Raw genomic sequence first — 16,382 nt, forward strand, 5'->3', positions numbered from 1 at the left:
TATCCGGCCCTTTGTTTTTTTCCTCTCCCGCTTTACAGCTTCACCGGCTGAATGTGCCAGATTTCGTCCGCGTATTCCTGAATGGTGCGATCGGAGGAGAAGTAGCCCATGTTGGCGATATTCAGCACCGCACGCCGCGTCCACTCGTCCTGATTGAGATACACCTCGTCCACCTTATCCTGCGTGTCCACATAGCTGCGGTAATCCGCCAACAGCTGATAGTGATCGCCGAGGTTGACCAGCGAGTCGAACAAATTGCCATAGCATTTCGGCTCTTCCGGGCTGAACACGCCGGTGGCGATCTGCGTCAGCGCCTGATGCAGCTCTGGGTCTTGCTCATAGTACTGGCGCGGGTTGTAACCGTTGCGGCGCAGTTCCTCGACCTGCTCGGCGGTATTGCCGAAGATAAAGATATTCTCCTCCCCCACGTGCTCGCGCATCTCGACGTTGGCGCCGTCCAGCGTACCGATGGTCAGCGCACCGTTCAGCGCGAACTTCATGTTGCTGGTGCCCGAGGCCTCGGTGCCCGCCAGCGAGATCTGTTCCGACAGATCCGCCGCCGGGATAATGATCTGCGCCAGGCTGACGCCGTAGTTCGGAATGAACACCACCTTCAGCTGGGTATGCACGCGCGGATCGTTGTTGATCACTTTGGCCACGTCGTTGATCAAGCGGATGATCTGCTTGGCGGCATAGTAGGCCGACGCCGCCTTGCCGGCGAAGATCACCACCCGCGGCACGCGCTCGATCTCCGGATCGTCCAGCAGACGGTTATACAGCGTGATGACGTGCAGCACGTTGAGCAGCTGCCGTTTGTACTCGTGGATGCGCTTGATCTGCACGTCGAACAGCGCATCCGGGTTGACCACCACGTTGAGCGTTTTGGCGATGTACAGCGCCAGCCGCTCCTTGTTCTGCCGCTTGGCGCGCTGCACCGCCTGCAGGAAACTCGGGTAATCGACGTTGGCTTTGATCTCGCTCAGCTGGCTGAGATCGGTGCGCCAGGTCTGGCCGATGCAGTCGTCCAACACCGCCGCCAGCGGCGGGTTGGCCAGCGCCAGCCAACGGCGCGGCGTCACCCCGTTGGTTTTGTTGCAGAAACGATTGGGGAACAGCCGGGCGAAGTCGGCGAACAGCGACTGCACCATCAGTTCGGAATGCAGGGCGGAAACGCCGTTGACCTTGTGGCTGGCTACCACCGCCAGCCAAGCCATGCGTACCCGGCGGCCGTTGGTTTCGTCGATGATCGAGACCCGCGCCAGCAGGTCGTTGTCGCCCGGCGCCACTTCCTGCACCATCTTGAGGAAGTGATCGTTGATTTCGAAAATCAGCTGCAGATGGCGCGGCAAGATGCGGCCAATCATATCCAGCGGCCAGGTCTCCAGCGCCTCGCTCATCAGCGTGTGGTTGGTGTAGGAAAACACCTGCTCCACCACTTCCCAGGCGTCGAGCCACTTGAATTTGTGCTCGTCGATCAGCCGGTGCATCAGCTCGGGAATCGACAACACCGGGTGGGTGTCGTTGAGGTGAATGGCGATCTTGTCCGCCAGGTTGTCGAAGGTTTTGTGCATCAGCCAATGGCGGTTGAGAATATCCTGCACCGTGGCCGACACCAGGAAATACTCCTGTCGCAGCCGCAGCTCACGCCCGGAGGAGGTCGAGTCGTCCGGATACAGCACGCGCGACACGTTCTCCGAGTGGTTTTTATCTTCCACCGCCGCGAAGTAATCGCCCTGGTTGAACTTGCCGAGGTTGATCTCGTTACTGGCCTGCGCGCCCCACAACCGCAGGGTGTTGGTGGCATCGGTGTCGAAACCGGGGATCACCTGATCGTAGGCGATGGCCACGACCTCTTCGGTCTCCAGCCAGCGCGCCTTGGCGCCCTCTTGCTGCACGCGGCCGCCGAAGCGCACCTTGTAGCGGGTGTTATGGCGCGGAAACTCCCACGGATTACCGTACTCCAGCCAGTAGTCCGGCGACTCCATCTGTTGGCCGTTGACGATGTTCTGTTTGAACATGCCGTACTCGTAGCGAATGCCGTAGCCGCGCCCCGGCAGCGCCAGCGTCGCCAGCGAGTCGAGGAAGCAGGCCGCCAGGCGGCCCAGACCGCCGTTACCGAGCCCGGGATCGTTCTCTTCCTCCAGCAGCTCCGCCAGGTTCAGCCCCATCTCGTTCAGCGCGTTGTCGATATCCTGATAGATGCCCATCGACAGCAGCGCGTTCGACAGCGTGCGACCGATCAGGAACTCCATCGACAGGTAATACACCTGCCGCACGTCTTGAGACAGCTGGGCGCGGTTGGAACGCAGCCAGCGCTCCACCATGCGATCGCGCACCGCGAACAGCACGGCGTTCAACCAGTCGTGCCGGTTGGCGATGGCCGGATCCTTGCCGACGATAAACATCAGCTTATAGGCGATGGAGTGTTTCAGCGCTTCCACACTGACCGTAGGTGAGGTGTAACTAAACGGTGAAGTCATGGCTTTTTAATCCCTTGTAGGGAGCCCAGCCATTCGCCGCGGAATAGCTGGCCCCGCTGAACATGGACGCGTTACGCCGCGCCCCGACAATCTACCCTTATGGCTGCCCGCCGCGCGTCAACCCGAGACGCGAAACGCGGGCTACAAGCGTTGATAAAGCGATAAATACTCTTTCGCCGCCACCGGCCAGCCGAAGTCCACGCTCATGGCGTGGCGCTGAACGTGGCGCCAGTGTTTCGGCCGGCTCCACAGCACCATGGCGCGGCGGATGGCGTTGCCCAGCGCGACGGCGTCGCAATCGTCGAACACGAAGCCGCTGGCGGTGCCGTCGGCCAGGTTTTCCAGCGCGCAGTCCACCACCGTGTCCGCCAGCCCACCGGTGCGGCGCACCAGCGGCAGCGTGCCGTATTTCAGGCCGTAGAGCTGCGTCAGGCCGCAGGGCTCGAAGCGGCTCGGCACCAGAATCACGTCGGCGCCGCCGATGATGCGGTGGGAGAAGGATTCGTGATAGCCGATCTGCACCCCTACCTGCTCGGGATAATCGGCGGCGGCGGCCAGAAACGCCTGTTGCAGCACCGCATCGCCGGCGCCCAGCAGCGCCAACTGCCCACCCTGCGCCAGCAGTTCAGGCAATGCCTGCAGCACCAGGTCCAGACCTTTTTGGCTGGTCAATCGGCTCACTACCGCGAACACCGGCAGCGATTCGTCCACCTTCAGCCCCATGGCCTTTTGCAGATGCAGCTTGTTTTTGACCTTGCTTTTCAGATCGTCGGCGTCGTAGCGGGCACTCAGCCGCGGGTCGTGGGCCGGATCCCAAATCTTGTCGTCCACCCCGTTGAGGATGCCGCTCAGCTTGCCCTGCCGCTGCCGCTCCTGCAGCAGCCCCTCCATGCCATAGCCGAACTCCGGCCGGGTGATCTCGCGCGCATAGGTCGGGCTGACGGCGGTCACGTGGTCGGCATAAAACAGCCCGGCCTTGAGGAACGACATCTGGCCGTAGAACTCCAGGCCATAAACGTCGTAAAACGACGCCGGCAGCCACAGCTCGGTCACGTGATGGCCGGAAAACAGCCCCTGATAGGCCAGGTTGTGTACGGTGAACACCGAACGCGCCGGGTGGCCGTTGGCGGCCAGATAGGCGCAGCTCAGGCCGGCGTGCCAGTCGTGGGCGTGCACCAGCTGCGGGCGCCAGTAGCGATCCAGCCCCTTGGCCAGCTCGCAGGCCATCCAGCCCAGCAGCGCAAAGCGGCGGTGGTTGTCGGGGTAGGCGTACATGGATTGATCGTGGTACGGGCTGCCCGGCCGGTCATACAGCCAGGGCGCATCGATGAGATAGATGCCCACGCCATGATAGGTGCCGTAACGCAGGCCGACCCGGCCGGCGAACGAGTCGATTTCCGCCACCAGCGAGGTGTCGGGGATGCCGTTGCGTACGTCAGGGAAAGCGGGCAATAGCACCCGAACATCGGCGCCTTCGGCGATTTGCGCCGCCGGCAACGCGCCAACCACGTCTGCGAGTCCGCCCGTTTTCAGCAGGGGGAACATTTCAGAACATACGTGTAAGACCTGCATTATCACTCCTGAAAGTCGGCCGAAGGCCTCTGGATAAGAAATAAAGCAGGCTTGCCGCTGTTATGCGTGCCGCGTTGCGCAAGCCATCGAACCGTTCATCAGGCGGCAGGCTATCGTTCTGCCGCCCACGTTAACTCACAATTTTGACAACATTTCGCGCGTCACCAGCACGATGCCGCCTTCCGAGCGATAAAAGCGCTTGCTGTCCTCATCGGCGTTTTCCCCGATCACCATGCCCTCCGGAATGTGGCAGGCGCGGTCGATGATGCAGCGCCGCAGGCGGCAGGAACGGCCGACGTTCACGTCCGGCAATAATACGGTAGAGTCGATGGTGCAGAACGAGTTCACTCGCACGCGCGGGAACAGCACCGAATGCACCACCACCGAGCCCGAGACGATACAGCCGCCGGACACCAGCGAGTTCATGGTCATGCCGTGGCTGCCGGAGCGATCCTGCACGAACTTGGCCGGCGGCAGCGGCTCCATGTGGGTGCGGATAGGCCAGGCGCGGTCGTACATGTCCAGCTCCGGCGTCACCGACGCCAGATCGAGATTGGCGCGCCAGTAGGCGTCCAGCGTGCCCACATCGCGCCAGTACGGCGGCAGATCGGGGTTGGACGTCACGCAGGACAAGGTAAACGGATGCGCCCACGCCGCCTGCTGCGCGGTGATTTTCGGGATCAGATCCTTGCCGAAATCGTGGCTGGAGCCGGGAGTCGACATATCCTCTTCCAGCAGTTGAAACAGGTAGGCGGCATTAAAAATATAGATGCCCATGCTGGCCAGCGACATATCCGGGTTGCCCGGCATCGCCGGCGGATCGGCGGGCTTTTCCAGAAACTCGATGATGCGGTCGCTTTCATCCACTTTCATCACGCCGAATTCGCCGGCCTCGCTGCGCGGCACCGGCAGGCAGGCCACGGTGCACTGGGCACCTTTCTCGACGTGGTCGATCAGCATGCGCGAGTAATCCATCTTGTAGATATGGTCGCCCGCCAGGATCACCACGTATTCGGCCTCATAGCGGCGGATGATATCCAGGTTCTGGTACACCGCGTCGGCGGTGCCCTTGTACCAATGTTCGGTGCTGAGGCGCTGCTGGGCCGGCAGCAGGTCGACGAACTCGTTCATCTCTTCGTTGAGGAACGACCAGCCGCGCTGAATGTGCTGCACCAGCGTGTGCGACTGGTATTGGGTGATCACGCCGATGCGGCGGATGCCGGAGTTCAGGCAGTTCGACAGGGCGAAATCGATGATGCGGAACTTGCCGCCAAAGTGGACGGCGGGCTTGGCGCGGGTGGAGGTCAAATCTTTCAGACGCGAGCCGCGGCCGCCGGCCAGGATCAGCGCTACGGATTTAATCGGCAACTGGCGCGCCAACATCAGGGGGTCTTTATTTTCAAACCTAACCATAGCGGACTCCTTTTATTATTTCCGTACCAGAACGCATAGCGAGCGCGCGTCCTGGTGCCAGGCGGGTAACACCGCCCGTGAGTCTTCCTGAGTGAACGGAGCGACAACCTGCCAATCGCCTTCCGGCAACCTCATCTCCACCGTTTGCGGCGTGGCGTTGACCAGCAGCAGCCAGCGCTGCGACAGCAGGATCTGCATGAGCAGATCGCCCTGCTCCCACTGCTGCGCGTCGAGCGGCTGGCCTTGCGCGTTCAGCCACTGCACGCAGCCATCGTCCTGCTGCCACCAGCGATCCTGTTGCAACGCGGGGATCTGGCGGCGCAGCGCGATCAGCGCCGCGACGTAGTCGGTCAGCGCGTCATCCGCCGTGGACCAGTCGAGCCAGGTGGTGGCGTTGTCCTGACAATAGGCGTTGTTGTTCCCCTGCTGGCTGTGTCCCTGTTCATCGCCGGCCAGCAGCATCGGCGTTCCCTGGGACAGCAACAGCGTGGCGAGCATCGCCCGCTGGCTGGCCCTGCGGCGTTGCACAATGGCGTCGTCGGCGACCAGGCCTTCCACACCGTGGTTGTTGCTGAAATTACGATCGCTGCCGTCGCGGTTGCCTTCGCCGTTCGGCTGGTTGTGTTTCTCGTTGAAGCTGACCACGTCCTGCAGGGTGAAGCCGTCATGGGCGGTCAGCATGTTGACGGTGGCGTATGGCGCTCGCCCGCGCTGGTTGTACACATCGCTGGAGGCGGCAAAACGCCGGGCGAACTGGCCGAGCGACACGCCGCTCTGCAGCCAGAAACGGCGCATGTCGTCGCGGTAATGGTCGTTCCATTCGGCGAAGCGGCCGGGAAACGCCCCCACCTGATAGCCGCCGGGGCCAACGTCCCAGGGTTCGGCGATCAGCTTGCAGCGCGACAGCACATCGTCCGCCAGCATCGCCTGGAACAGCGGGGCATCGCGATCGAACCCCGGCGTGCGGCCGAGCACGCTGCCCAGATCGAAACGGAAACCGTCGATGTGGCACTCCCGTACCCAAAAACGCAGGCAATCCATCACCCAGGCCACGCCCTGCGGCTGATCCAATCGCAGGGTGTTGCCGCAGCCGGTGTCGTTGACGTAGTCACCCTCCGGCGTCAGCCAGTAGTAGCTCAGGTTATCGATGCCGCTCAGCGACAGCATCGGCCCGTCCCTGTCCAGCTCAGCGCTGTGGTTGAACACCACATCCAGGATCACCTCGATACCGGCTTGGTGCAGCGCCTTGACCGCATCGCGAAATTCGTTCAGCAGCGTGCCCTCGGTGCTCAGGCTGGCGTAGCGGTTGTCCGGCGCATAGGGCGCCAGCACGTTATAGCCCCAGTAGTTGATCAGCCCCAGCCGCTGCAGGCGCGGTTCGGAGGTATGCTGCTGCACCGGCAGCAGTTCCAGCGCGGTGATGCCGAGGCGTTTGAAGTGGGCGATCATCACCGGGTGCCCCAGCGCGGCGAAACTGCCGCGCAGCGCCGGCGGGATTTTCGGGTGCAGCAGCGTCAGGCCGCGCACGTGCGCTTCGTAAATCACCGTCTGCCCCCATGGCGTGGCGGGCGGGCGATCGTCCTGCCAGTCGTACCGTTCGTCCACCACCACGCATTTCGGCATCAGCTCCGCGCTGTCGTGCGGATCCGGTTGCTCATAACCGCCGTGCAGGTGCGGGTGGTCCCCCACCGGCCCTTCTACCGCGCGCGCGGCCGGATCGAGCGCCAGTTTGTTGGGGTTGAAACGCTGCCCGTTCGCCGGGTCAAACGGGCCGTAGACGCGGAAACCGTAACGTTGCCCCGGCCTGCCGCCCGGCAAATAGCCATGCCAGATATCACCGCTGCGCGCCGGCAGCGGCAGGCGCACCTCGCGCTGCTGGCCGTCGAACAGGCACAGTTCCACCCGCTCGGCGTGCGCCGAATACAGGGTAAAGTTGATGCCTTCGCCGTCGTAATGGGCGCCCAGCGGCGCGGCGAGGCCGGCCGTCAGCTCCGTCATGACGCCTCCCGCAGCAAATAAATGGTCGCCAGCGGCGGCAGCGTCACGCAGATGGAAAAGTCGCGGCCATGGCTGCCGACCGCTTCGGAAGAGACCCGCCCCTGATTGCCGGCGTTGCTGCCATGATAGTGGTGCGAATCGGTATTGAGGATCTCGCGGTAGCCGCCGGCGCGCGAGAGGCCAATGCGGTAGCGGTAGCGCGGCACCGGGGTAAAGTTGCTGATGGCGATCAGCTCATTGCCCTGCGAATCGTAGCGCGCGAAGGCGAACACCGAATTGTCGTGATCGTCAACCACCAGCCACTCGAAGCCGTCCGGGCGGTAGTCACGCTCGTACAGCGGCGCCTGCTGCCGGTAGCAATGGTTCAGATCGCGCACCAGCCGCTGCACGCCGTTGTGCCAGTTATCCAACCCCTCCAGCAAATGCCAGTCGAGGCTGGTATCGAAATTCCACTCACGCCCCTGCGCGAACTCGCAGCCCATAAAAAGCAGCTTTTTGCCCGGATGCGCCCACATAAACCCGTAATAGGCGCGCAGGTTGGCGAACTTTTGCCAGGCGTCGCCCGGCATGCGGTCGAGGATCGATTTTTTGCCGTGCACCACTTCATCGTGCGAGATAGGCAACACGAAGTTCTCGGTATAGGCGTACAGCATGCCGAAGGTCATCTGGTTGTGGTGATACTTGCGGTGCACCGGATCGCACTTCATGTAATTGAGCGTGTCGTGCATCCAGCCGAGGTTCCATTTGTAGTGGAACCCAAGACCGTTGGCGTCCGGCGGCAGGGTGACGCCGGGATAGTCGGTGGACTCCTCCGCCAGCGTCACCGCGCCCGGCTGCGCCTGCCCGATAGTCTGGTTGGTATAACGCAGGAAGGCGATCGCCTCCAGGTTCTCGTTGCCGCCGTAGTAATTCGGCACCCACTCGCCGTCGGCGCGGCTGTAATCGCGATAGATCATCGACGCCACCGCATCGACCCGCAGCGCGTCGATACCGAAACGCTCCAGCCAATACAGCGCGTTGCCCGCCAGGTAGTTGCGCACCTCGTGGCGGCCGTAGTTATAGATCAGCGTATTCCAGTCCTGGTGGTAGCCCTCGCGCGGATCGGCATATTCGTACAGCGCGGTGCCGTCGAAATTCGCCAGGCCGTAGGCATCGCTCGGGAAGTGCCCCGGCACCCAGTCGAGGATCACGTTGATGCCCGCCTCATGCGCCGCCGCCACGAACGCCCTGAAATCGGCCGGCGTGCCGAAGCGCCGGGTCGGCGCATACAGCCCCAGCGGCTGGTAGCCCCAGCTGCCGTCGAACGGGTGCTCGTTGATCGGCAGCAGCTCGATATGGGTGAATCCCATGTCCTTCACATAGTCGATAAGCTGCACCGCCAGCTCGCCGTAGCTGAGCCAGAAGTGGTTATCGGTGTGGCGGCGCCATGAGCCGAGATGCACCTCGTAGATGGCGATCGGCTGGTCAAAATCGTTGGCGCGGCGGCGCGCCTGCGTCGACGGCACCACCTCCGGCAGCGGCGCCACCAGCGAGGCGGTGTCCGGGCGCATCTGCGCCTCGAAGGCGTAAGGATCGGCTTTCAGTTGGGTATTGCCGTAGCAATCGACGATTTCATATTTGTACAACTGGCCGGCCCGCACGCCGGGCAGGAACAGCTCCCAGATGCCGTTTTCACGCCGCAGACGCATCGGATGGCGGCGGCCGTCCCAGAAGTTGAACTCCCCCACCACCGAGACGCGCTGGGCGTTGGGCGCCCAAACGGCAAAGCTGACGCCGTCGACGTCATCCAACGTGGCGAGGTGAGCTCCCAGGCGTTCATAGGGGCGCAGGTGCGTGCCCTCGGCCAGCAGCCAGCTGTCGATATCCTGCAGCAGCGGGCCGAACCGATAGGGATCGTCGACCGTCTGTTGGTGATCGCGCCAGCTGACCTGCAGCTGATAGCGGAAAGGATTTTTGCGCCGCGGCACCACGGCACTGAAGAAGCCGCGCGGATCGTCGCAGTTCAACTGCACCAGCCGCCGGCCGGTTTGCTGTTCCACCAGCCAGACTGCGCCGGCGTCCGGCAGCAGCGCGCGCACCTGCAGACCGTTATCGGTCGCATGCATGCCAAGCAGAGCAAAGGGGTCGGCGTAATGGCCGGAGATGATCTGATCAATCACGTCACGATCGGGAAGTACAGGCATAGTCTTCTTCCTTAGATTAACAGCATGATCTAAGCACGGCTTGTTGGTTATTCCTTGGCCGTTTTGGTCATCATGCAATGCATTCGGTATCCAAAGCGTGATTGCGGTCGGTTATTGACCAATCTTTACTCTGCCGACCTGAATTTCGCTCTTTATGCTTATTTTTTGAAATATTTCAGTCATGGTGAAAAATTGTTCGCCCATGCGTTAAGCATAGCCAATGTCTGTTAAAAACTGCTCAGCATTGCTCAGGAAAATTCTTCATTAAGAAAACTGCCAGCCTGCCGTCATCTGCATGCGGCGGCCGACGAGGAGATATGCGGGGTAGAGCCCGGTGAAACGAGGCTTGCGGTGACGTTGCCCGGCGCGGTGCGCGGCGAACAAAAAAGCGGAAAATAAGGCTTTAGGGGGCTGAAAGCAGCCAGCCCCCTGAAAGCAAGGATTTACAGCAGGATACGCAGCATGCGGCGCAGCGGCTCGGCCGCGCCCCACAGCAGTTGGTCGCCCACGGTGAACGCCGACAGGTATTCCGGCCCCATATTCAGCTTGCGCAGACGGCCGACCGGCGTATTCAGCGTACCGGTCACCGCCGCCGGCGTCAGTTCGCGCATGGTCAGCTCGCGGTCGTTCGGGATCACGCGCACCCAGTCGTTGTGCGTCGCCAGCATCTGCTCGATGTCCGGCAGCGACACGTCTTTTTTCAGCTTCAGGGTGAACGCCTGGCTGTGGCAACGCAGCGCGCCAACGCGCACGCACAGACCATCGACCGGGATCACGCTGCCGGTGTTCAGAATCTTGTTGGTTTCCGCCTGGCCTTTCCACTCTTCACGGCTCTGGCCGTTGTCGAGTTGCTTGTCGATCCACGGGATCAGGCTGCCGGCCAGCGGCACGCCGAAGTTATCGGTCGGCAGTTTGCCGCTGCGGGTGGCCTCGGTCACCTTGCGTTCGATATCCAGAATGGCGGAAGCCGGGTCCTGCAGCTCCTTCGCCACGTCGGCATGCAGCATGCCCATCTGGGTCAGCAGCTCGCGCATGTGGCGCGCGCCGCCGCCGGAAGCCGCCTGGTAAGTGGCGACCGACGCCCACTCCACCAGATCGTTGGCGAACAGACCGCCGAGCGACATCAGCATCAGGCTGACGGTGCAGTTGCCGCCGACGAAGGTTTTGATGCCTTTGTCCAGGCCCTGCTGAATCACCGCGTGGTTGACCGGATCCAGGATAATGATGGCGTCGTCCTGCATGCGCAGCGAAGAGGCCGCGTCAATCCAGTACCCCTGCCAACCACTGGCGCGCAGCTTAGGATAAACTTCGTTGGTATAATCGCCGCCCTGACAGGTAATAATGATATCGAGCGCGCTCAGCGCGTCGATGTCATACGCATCCTGCAGCGTGCCCTGCTGGCCGCCGAAGGCCGGCGCGGCGGAACCGTGCTGCGAGGTGGAGAAAAAGACCGGGCGAATGGCGTCGAAATCGCGCTCTTCCGTCATGCGTTGCATGAGAACCGAGCCGACCATTCCGCGCCAACCGATGAAACCAACGTTTTTCATAATATCTGTGTCCCGCCCGGATAAGGGCTTATGTAGGTGATAACGAGTTGTGTGCAATATCTCCTCACCTTACAAAATGTCGGCGCGGGCGCAAAGTGAATTTATTCGATGGCTGGGGATTTCTCAGCAATCCTTCTTATAGGCAAGGACGCGGCCGGAAAGGCCGAGGCGTTTTCCCGATCACGAGGTCACCATGACAGAGATGATTTCCGCTACGGTATTGCTGTTTTTAATTATGGATCCGCTGGGCAATCTGCCGATTTTCATGTCGGTGCTCAAGCACCTGGAGCCGCGCAGGCGCCGGGTGGTGCTGATCCGCGAGCTGCTGATCGCCCTGCTGCTGATGCTGATCTTCCTGTTCGCCGGCGAGAAAATTCTGGCGTTCCTCAACCTGCGCACTGAAACCGTCTCCATTTCCGGCGGCATCATCCTGTTTCTGATCGCCATCAAGATGATTTTCCCGTCTCAGGAGGGCAACAGCTCCGGGCTGTCCGCCGGCGAGGAGCCCTTCCTGGTGCCGCTGGCGATCCCGCTGGTGGCCGGGCCGTCGATTCTGGCGGCGCTGATGCTGCTGTCGCACCAGTATCCGCATCAGCTGCCCCATCTGGTGGCGGCGCTGTTGATCGCCTGGGGCCTCTCTGCGGCCATTTTGTTGATGTCGAACCTGTTCCTGCGCCTGCTGGGCAGCAAAGGTGTCAGCGCGCTGGAACGGTTGATGGGGCTGATTCTGGTGATGCTGTCGACCCAGATGTTCCTGGACGGCATACGGGCTTACATGAAGCTGTAGGCGCCTGGCGGCGCCGACGACGGCCCGCGCTTAGCGGGCGGTGATGCGGTTGATGCAGGCGAGCGTATCGGCGACCACGCCGTCCAGCGGCTGGTTGATGTCGATCGCTTGCACATCCGGCTCCTGCTCGCCCGGCTCTTCCAGCGTGGCGAACTGCGAAACCAGCATCTGCGGTTTGAAGAAGTGACCTTTCCGCTGCTTCAGGCGTTCTTCGATCACCGCCTTGTCGCCTTTCAGGTAGAGGAAATGCAGGTTGCTATTTCCTTCACGCAGGCGGTCGCGATAGCTTTTTTTCAGCGCCGAACACACCAGCAGCGACACCGGATTGGTGCGTTGCATGGCGAAGATGGCGTCGTTCAAGGCCGCCAGCCACGGGGCGCGATCGTTGTCGTCCAGCGCGTGCCCGGCAGCCATTTTGTTGATGTTGGCGCGCGGATGCAGGTAATCGCCGTCCAGCATGGCGGCCTCGGCCTCGTGGGCGACGGTGCTGGCTACGGCGGATTTGCCGCTGCCGGACACCCCCATCAGGATAAATACGTGATTCTGCGGATTACTCATTGTGTCATGCCCCTATGGGAACTGGCGCGAGCGCGCCAAATGCGTCCCAACTGATAAAGATACTCTGGAACGCCGACGCCCCGCAGGGCGTCGGATAAAGATTATACGACCGTCGCCAGCAGCAGGCAGCCCACCAGGCCGCACACCGAGATGATGGTTTCCAGCACCGACCAGGATTTGATGGTTTCCATGATGCTCAGGTTGAAGTACTCCTTGAACAGCCAGAAGCCCGGATCGTTAACGTGCGAGAAGATAACGCTGCCGGAGCCGACCGCAATCACCATCAGCTCAGGGCTGACGCCGGTGGTGGCGATCAGCGGGGCGACGATGCCGCCGGCGGTGATCGCCGCCACGGTGGCGGAACCCAGCGCCAGACGCAGCGCGGCGGCGATCGACCAGGCCATCAGAATCGGCGAAACGTTGCTGCCTTCCATCAGGCCGGCGATGTACTGCTCGACGCCGCTGTCCACCAGCACCTGCTTGAAGGCACCGCCGCCGCCGATGATCAACAGCATCATGGCGATGATTTTAATCGAATCGGTGATGGTGCCCATCACTTCATCCATGGTGCGGCCGCGGTTCAGGCCGAAGGTGAAGATGGCGATCAGCACGGCGATCAGGGTCGCCATCACCGGGTCGCCGAAGAACTCGGCGAAGCGCAGCAGGCTGTGGCCCTTCGGCAGCACCATTTCAGCCACCGCGCGCAGCGCCATCAGGATCACCGGCACCAGCGACGTGGCGACGCTGACGCCGAAGCTCGGCATCTCCGCTTCGGTAAAGGTTTTCGGGTTGTACAGGCCTTCCGGCACCGGCTTGTCGATGCCTTTCAGGAAGCGGGCATAGACCGGGCCGGCCAGGATCACCGTCGGGATCGCCAGCAGCGTGCCGTACAGCAGGGTTTTACCCATATCGGCATGGAAGATGGTGGCGATGGCGGTCGGGCCCGGGTGCGGCGGCAGGAAGCCGTGAGTCACCGACAGCGCGGCGGCCATCGGCACGCCGACGTACAGCAGCGGGATGCGCGCGGAGGCGGCGATGGTGAACACCAGCGGCAGCAGCAGCACGAAGCCCACTTCGTAGAACAGCGCGAAGCCAACGGTGAAGCCGGTCAGCACCACCGCCCATTGAATATGTTTTCTGCCGAACTTGTCGATCAGCGTGGTGGCGATGCGCTGCGCGCCGCCGCAGTCCGCCAGCAGTTTGCCGAGCATGGCGCCGAAGCCCATGATCAGCGCCAGGCTGCCCAACGTGCCGCCCACGCCAGCCTTGATGGAGCCGATGACTTTATCGACCGGCATACCCTGTGCGATCCCGACCGCCAGAGCAACCAGCACCAGAGAGATAAAGCCGTTCAGCTTGAAGCGGATCATCAGCAGCAGCAGCAGCGCTACGCCGCCTGCAACAATCACTAATGGCATAATTTTTCTCCAACCTTTTATCGCGACTCTCTTTACGATAGGCGTAAAGCGTGCGGTTGTTTTATTTTTAGGCTCTGTCCCGGTGTTTAAGAAGAGCTGTAGGTGTTGTTGAGTCAGAGGTTCAGTCTTGCAGCAAGATGACCGCACACTCGTTGTTACCGGTATCATGATACCGGTAACAGAATAAGCACCGGAACCGGGTAAGCGGCTAAAATTCGCGTTCTGGGACAGAGATCAAACTTATGCCGGCAACGAGCGGCGGGCTTACAGGCGGGATAACCCGCGCGCCTCAGGGCGCGCTGCAAAAAGAAAGGGTGTTAAAACAGAACGTTAAAATGGCTCAGATACTGCCGCCGGGGATCACGGTGAAACCGACGTCCACCATGCGCGGGCACACCGTTTCGCCGCGCAGCCGGGCCAGCAAGCGCTCGGCGCCGATCTGCCCCATGCGTTCGCGCGGTGTCAGCACGCTGGCCAGCTTCGGCACCATCACCTGGCCGATATCATGGCCGTGGAAACCGGCGATCGCCATGTCCTGCGGGATCGACAGCCCCTGCCGCTGGCACTCGAAGGCCGCACCGATCGCCAGGTCGTCGTTGGTGCAGAAGATACTGTCGATCTGCGGGTAGTCGCGCTGCGCCAGGCGCAGCAGCTCGCCGCCGGCAGAATAGGAGGAAGAGCGCGCGGTCATGATGCTGTACGGCTCCAGGCCGGATTCGCGCATCGCCTGCTCATACCCCTGCTGCTTGATGATGGTACGCTCATCCTGACGGGCGCCGAAATAGACCACGTGACGGTGGCCGTGCGCGATGATCTGCTGGGTCATCTGGCGCGCCGCCTCGAAGTTGTTGAAGCCCACCGCCAGATCGATGCACGGCGAGACGCAGTCCATCAGCTCCACCACCGGAATGCCCGCCACCTCGATCATTTTCAGGGTGCGCGGCGTGTGATGGCGCTCAGACAGGATCAGGCCGTCGATATTGTAAGAAAGCAGCGAGGTCAAACGCTCTTCTTCACGCTCCGGCAGGTAGCCATAGTGCGCCAGCATGGTCTGGTAGTTGTGCGCGTCGGTAACGCTTTCGATACCGCGCAGCACTTCGGCGAACACCTGGTTGGTCAATGACGGCAACAGCACGCCAATCGCCCGGCTGGTGGCGTTGGAGAGGATGTCCGGCGCGCGGTTGGGGATGTAGCCCAGCTCATCCAGCGCGACGGCGATTTTTTGCTGCAGGGCGGCAGAAACCTGGTCGGGATTGCGCAGATAACGGCTCACCGTCATCTTGGTCACGCCCACCTTGTCCGCCACATCCTGGAGTACCGGCCGTTTTTTCTTCATTATCAATGAACTGACTAACCGTGAATGGGCAGTCATTTTAGCAAAAAAAACGGCGGGCCGATATTGTCGGTTATGCGACGGTCAACGCAAAAAAGGGCTCACATCGTGAGCCCTTCATACGGTGACAAAGGGGAAAAAGCGTGGTTTTTCCCCTTTGTGATTGTCAGCCGAAAATCAATAAATTGATTTTCCTTGTTTTTATATGCTGCCGGCTTTCAGTCGGGCAACGTCATCAGGCTTGTCGTTAACCTCAAGGGCTCACATCGTGAGCCCTTGAAATTTACCGCTTAATCACACCGGCGGCAGATCGAACAGCAGGATTTCGCTCTCTTCGTCGGCCTGAATCGTCAGCGCCGATTCATCCCACACTGCGAATGCGTCGCTGATGCCGGCGGCCTCGCCGTTGACCGAGACTTTGCCGCGCACCACCTGGATCCAAATGCGACGGCCGGCGGCGATCGGATACTCACCCTGTTCGCCTTTATTCAGCGCCCAACGCGACAGCGTCATATCCTGGAACACCTTCAGCGAACCGTCGCGCGCATCCGGCGACAGCACCAGCTGACGGCCCTGCGGCGCGTCGAACATGCGCTGCTCGTAGCGCGGCTCCAGCCCGACCTGATCCGGAATGATCCAAATCTGATACAGGTGCAGCGGACGATCCTGATTGGCATTGTACTCGGAGTGACGTACCCCGGTGCCCGCGCTCATGATCTGGAATTCGCCGGCCTGGATCTGCTCCTTGTTGCCCATGCTGTCCTGATGCTCCACCGTGCCGCTCAGCACGTAGGTCAGGATTTCCATGTCTTTATGCGGGTGGGTACCGAAACCCTGCCCCGCGTCGATCACGTCTTCGTTGATCACACGCAGCGCCGAGAACCCCATAAAGTTCGGATCGTAGTAGTCGGCAAATGAGAAGGTGTGCCAGCTATCCAGCCAGCCATGATTGGCGTGGCCGCGGTCTTCCGCTTTACGTACATAAATCATATTCAACTCTCCTCAATGTTTTTTTACAGTCTAGTCCTGCGGGCAGAATAAGAAAGCGTAAAAAACTCATGCCTCTGTTCAAAAATTTCGATGGAATGAAACG

The 16,382-nt window shown here is 61.5% G+C and carries 11 protein-coding genes; 1 reads left to right on the forward strand and 10 read right to left on the reverse strand.

The annotated features are described in order from the left end of the window. Window positions 1-32: 32 nt before the first annotated feature. From glgP to asd, 6 genes are all read right to left on the reverse strand, one after another. Window positions 33-2,480 carry a glycogen phosphorylase gene (glgP, locus tag ACYF6X_RS23005; RefSeq protein ID WP_130018325.1) on the reverse strand — a complete coding sequence of 816 codons (2,448 nt, stop codon included), beginning with the start codon at window positions 2,478-2,480 and terminating at the stop codon, window positions 33-35. Between the two features lie 141 nt (window positions 2,481-2,621). Continuing rightward, window positions 2,622-4,052 (reverse strand): glycogen synthase GlgA, encoded by a 1,431-nt coding sequence (glgA, locus tag ACYF6X_RS23010; RefSeq protein ID WP_063991715.1) that lies wholly within the window; start codon window positions 4,050-4,052, stop codon window positions 2,622-2,624. A 135-nt stretch (window positions 4,053-4,187) separates the two neighbouring features. Continuing rightward, window positions 4,188-5,465: a glucose-1-phosphate adenylyltransferase gene (gene glgC / locus ACYF6X_RS23015; RefSeq protein WP_004930810.1), complete on the reverse strand. Its 1,278-nt coding sequence runs from the start codon at window positions 5,463-5,465 to the stop codon at window positions 4,188-4,190. Window positions 5,466-5,480: 15 nt separating this feature from the next. Then, window positions 5,481-7,463: a glycogen debranching protein GlgX gene (glgX, locus tag ACYF6X_RS23020; protein WP_406880185.1), complete on the reverse strand. Its 1,983-nt coding sequence runs from the start codon at window positions 7,461-7,463 to the stop codon at window positions 5,481-5,483. Then, on the reverse strand, window positions 7,460-9,646 hold the full coding sequence (glgB, locus tag ACYF6X_RS23025; protein WP_063991717.1) for a 1,4-alpha-glucan branching protein GlgB: 2,187 nt from the start codon (window positions 9,644-9,646) through the stop codon (window positions 7,460-7,462). The genes glgX and glgB overlap by 4 nt, the downstream gene beginning before the upstream one ends. Window positions 9,647-10,089: 443 nt before the next feature. Continuing rightward, window positions 10,090-11,193, reverse strand: coding sequence for an aspartate-semialdehyde dehydrogenase (gene asd, locus ACYF6X_RS23030; protein WP_049205578.1), 1,104 nt, complete (start codon window positions 11,191-11,193; stop codon window positions 10,090-10,092). 193 nt (window positions 11,194-11,386) lie between these two features. On the opposite strand from asd, the gene ACYF6X_RS23035 reads away from it, so the two are divergent. Then, window positions 11,387-11,980: a YhgN family NAAT transporter gene (locus ACYF6X_RS23035; RefSeq protein WP_060431488.1), complete on the forward strand. Its 594-nt coding sequence runs from the start codon at window positions 11,387-11,389 to the stop codon at window positions 11,978-11,980. A 30-nt stretch (window positions 11,981-12,010) separates the two neighbouring features. Here ACYF6X_RS23035 and gntK read toward each other — a convergent pair whose 3' ends face one another. The 4 genes from gntK to ACYF6X_RS23055 form a co-directional block, all read right to left on the reverse strand. Then, window positions 12,011-12,538 carry a gluconokinase gene (gene gntK, locus ACYF6X_RS23040; RefSeq protein ID WP_063991718.1) on the reverse strand — a complete coding sequence of 176 codons (528 nt, stop codon included), beginning with the start codon at window positions 12,536-12,538 and terminating at the stop codon, window positions 12,011-12,013. Window positions 12,539-12,639: 101 nt separating this feature from the next. Continuing rightward, window positions 12,640-13,956 carry a gluconate transporter gene (gene gntT, locus ACYF6X_RS23045; RefSeq protein ID WP_033636339.1) on the reverse strand — a complete coding sequence of 439 codons (1,317 nt, stop codon included), beginning with the start codon at window positions 13,954-13,956 and terminating at the stop codon, window positions 12,640-12,642. Window positions 13,957-14,296: 340 nt separating this feature from the next. Then, window positions 14,297-15,292 carry a gluconate operon transcriptional repressor GntR gene (gene gntR / locus ACYF6X_RS23050; protein WP_063991719.1) on the reverse strand — a complete coding sequence of 332 codons (996 nt, stop codon included), beginning with the start codon at window positions 15,290-15,292 and terminating at the stop codon, window positions 14,297-14,299. Window positions 15,293-15,583: 291 nt separating this feature from the next. Further along, complete coding sequence (locus ACYF6X_RS23055; protein WP_130018323.1) at window positions 15,584-16,279, reverse strand: pirin family protein; 696 nt, start codon at window positions 16,277-16,279, stop codon at window positions 15,584-15,586. Between the last annotated feature and the right edge of the window lie 103 nt (window positions 16,280-16,382).

Source organism: Serratia sp. ID 25-353 (assembly GCF_054792795.1).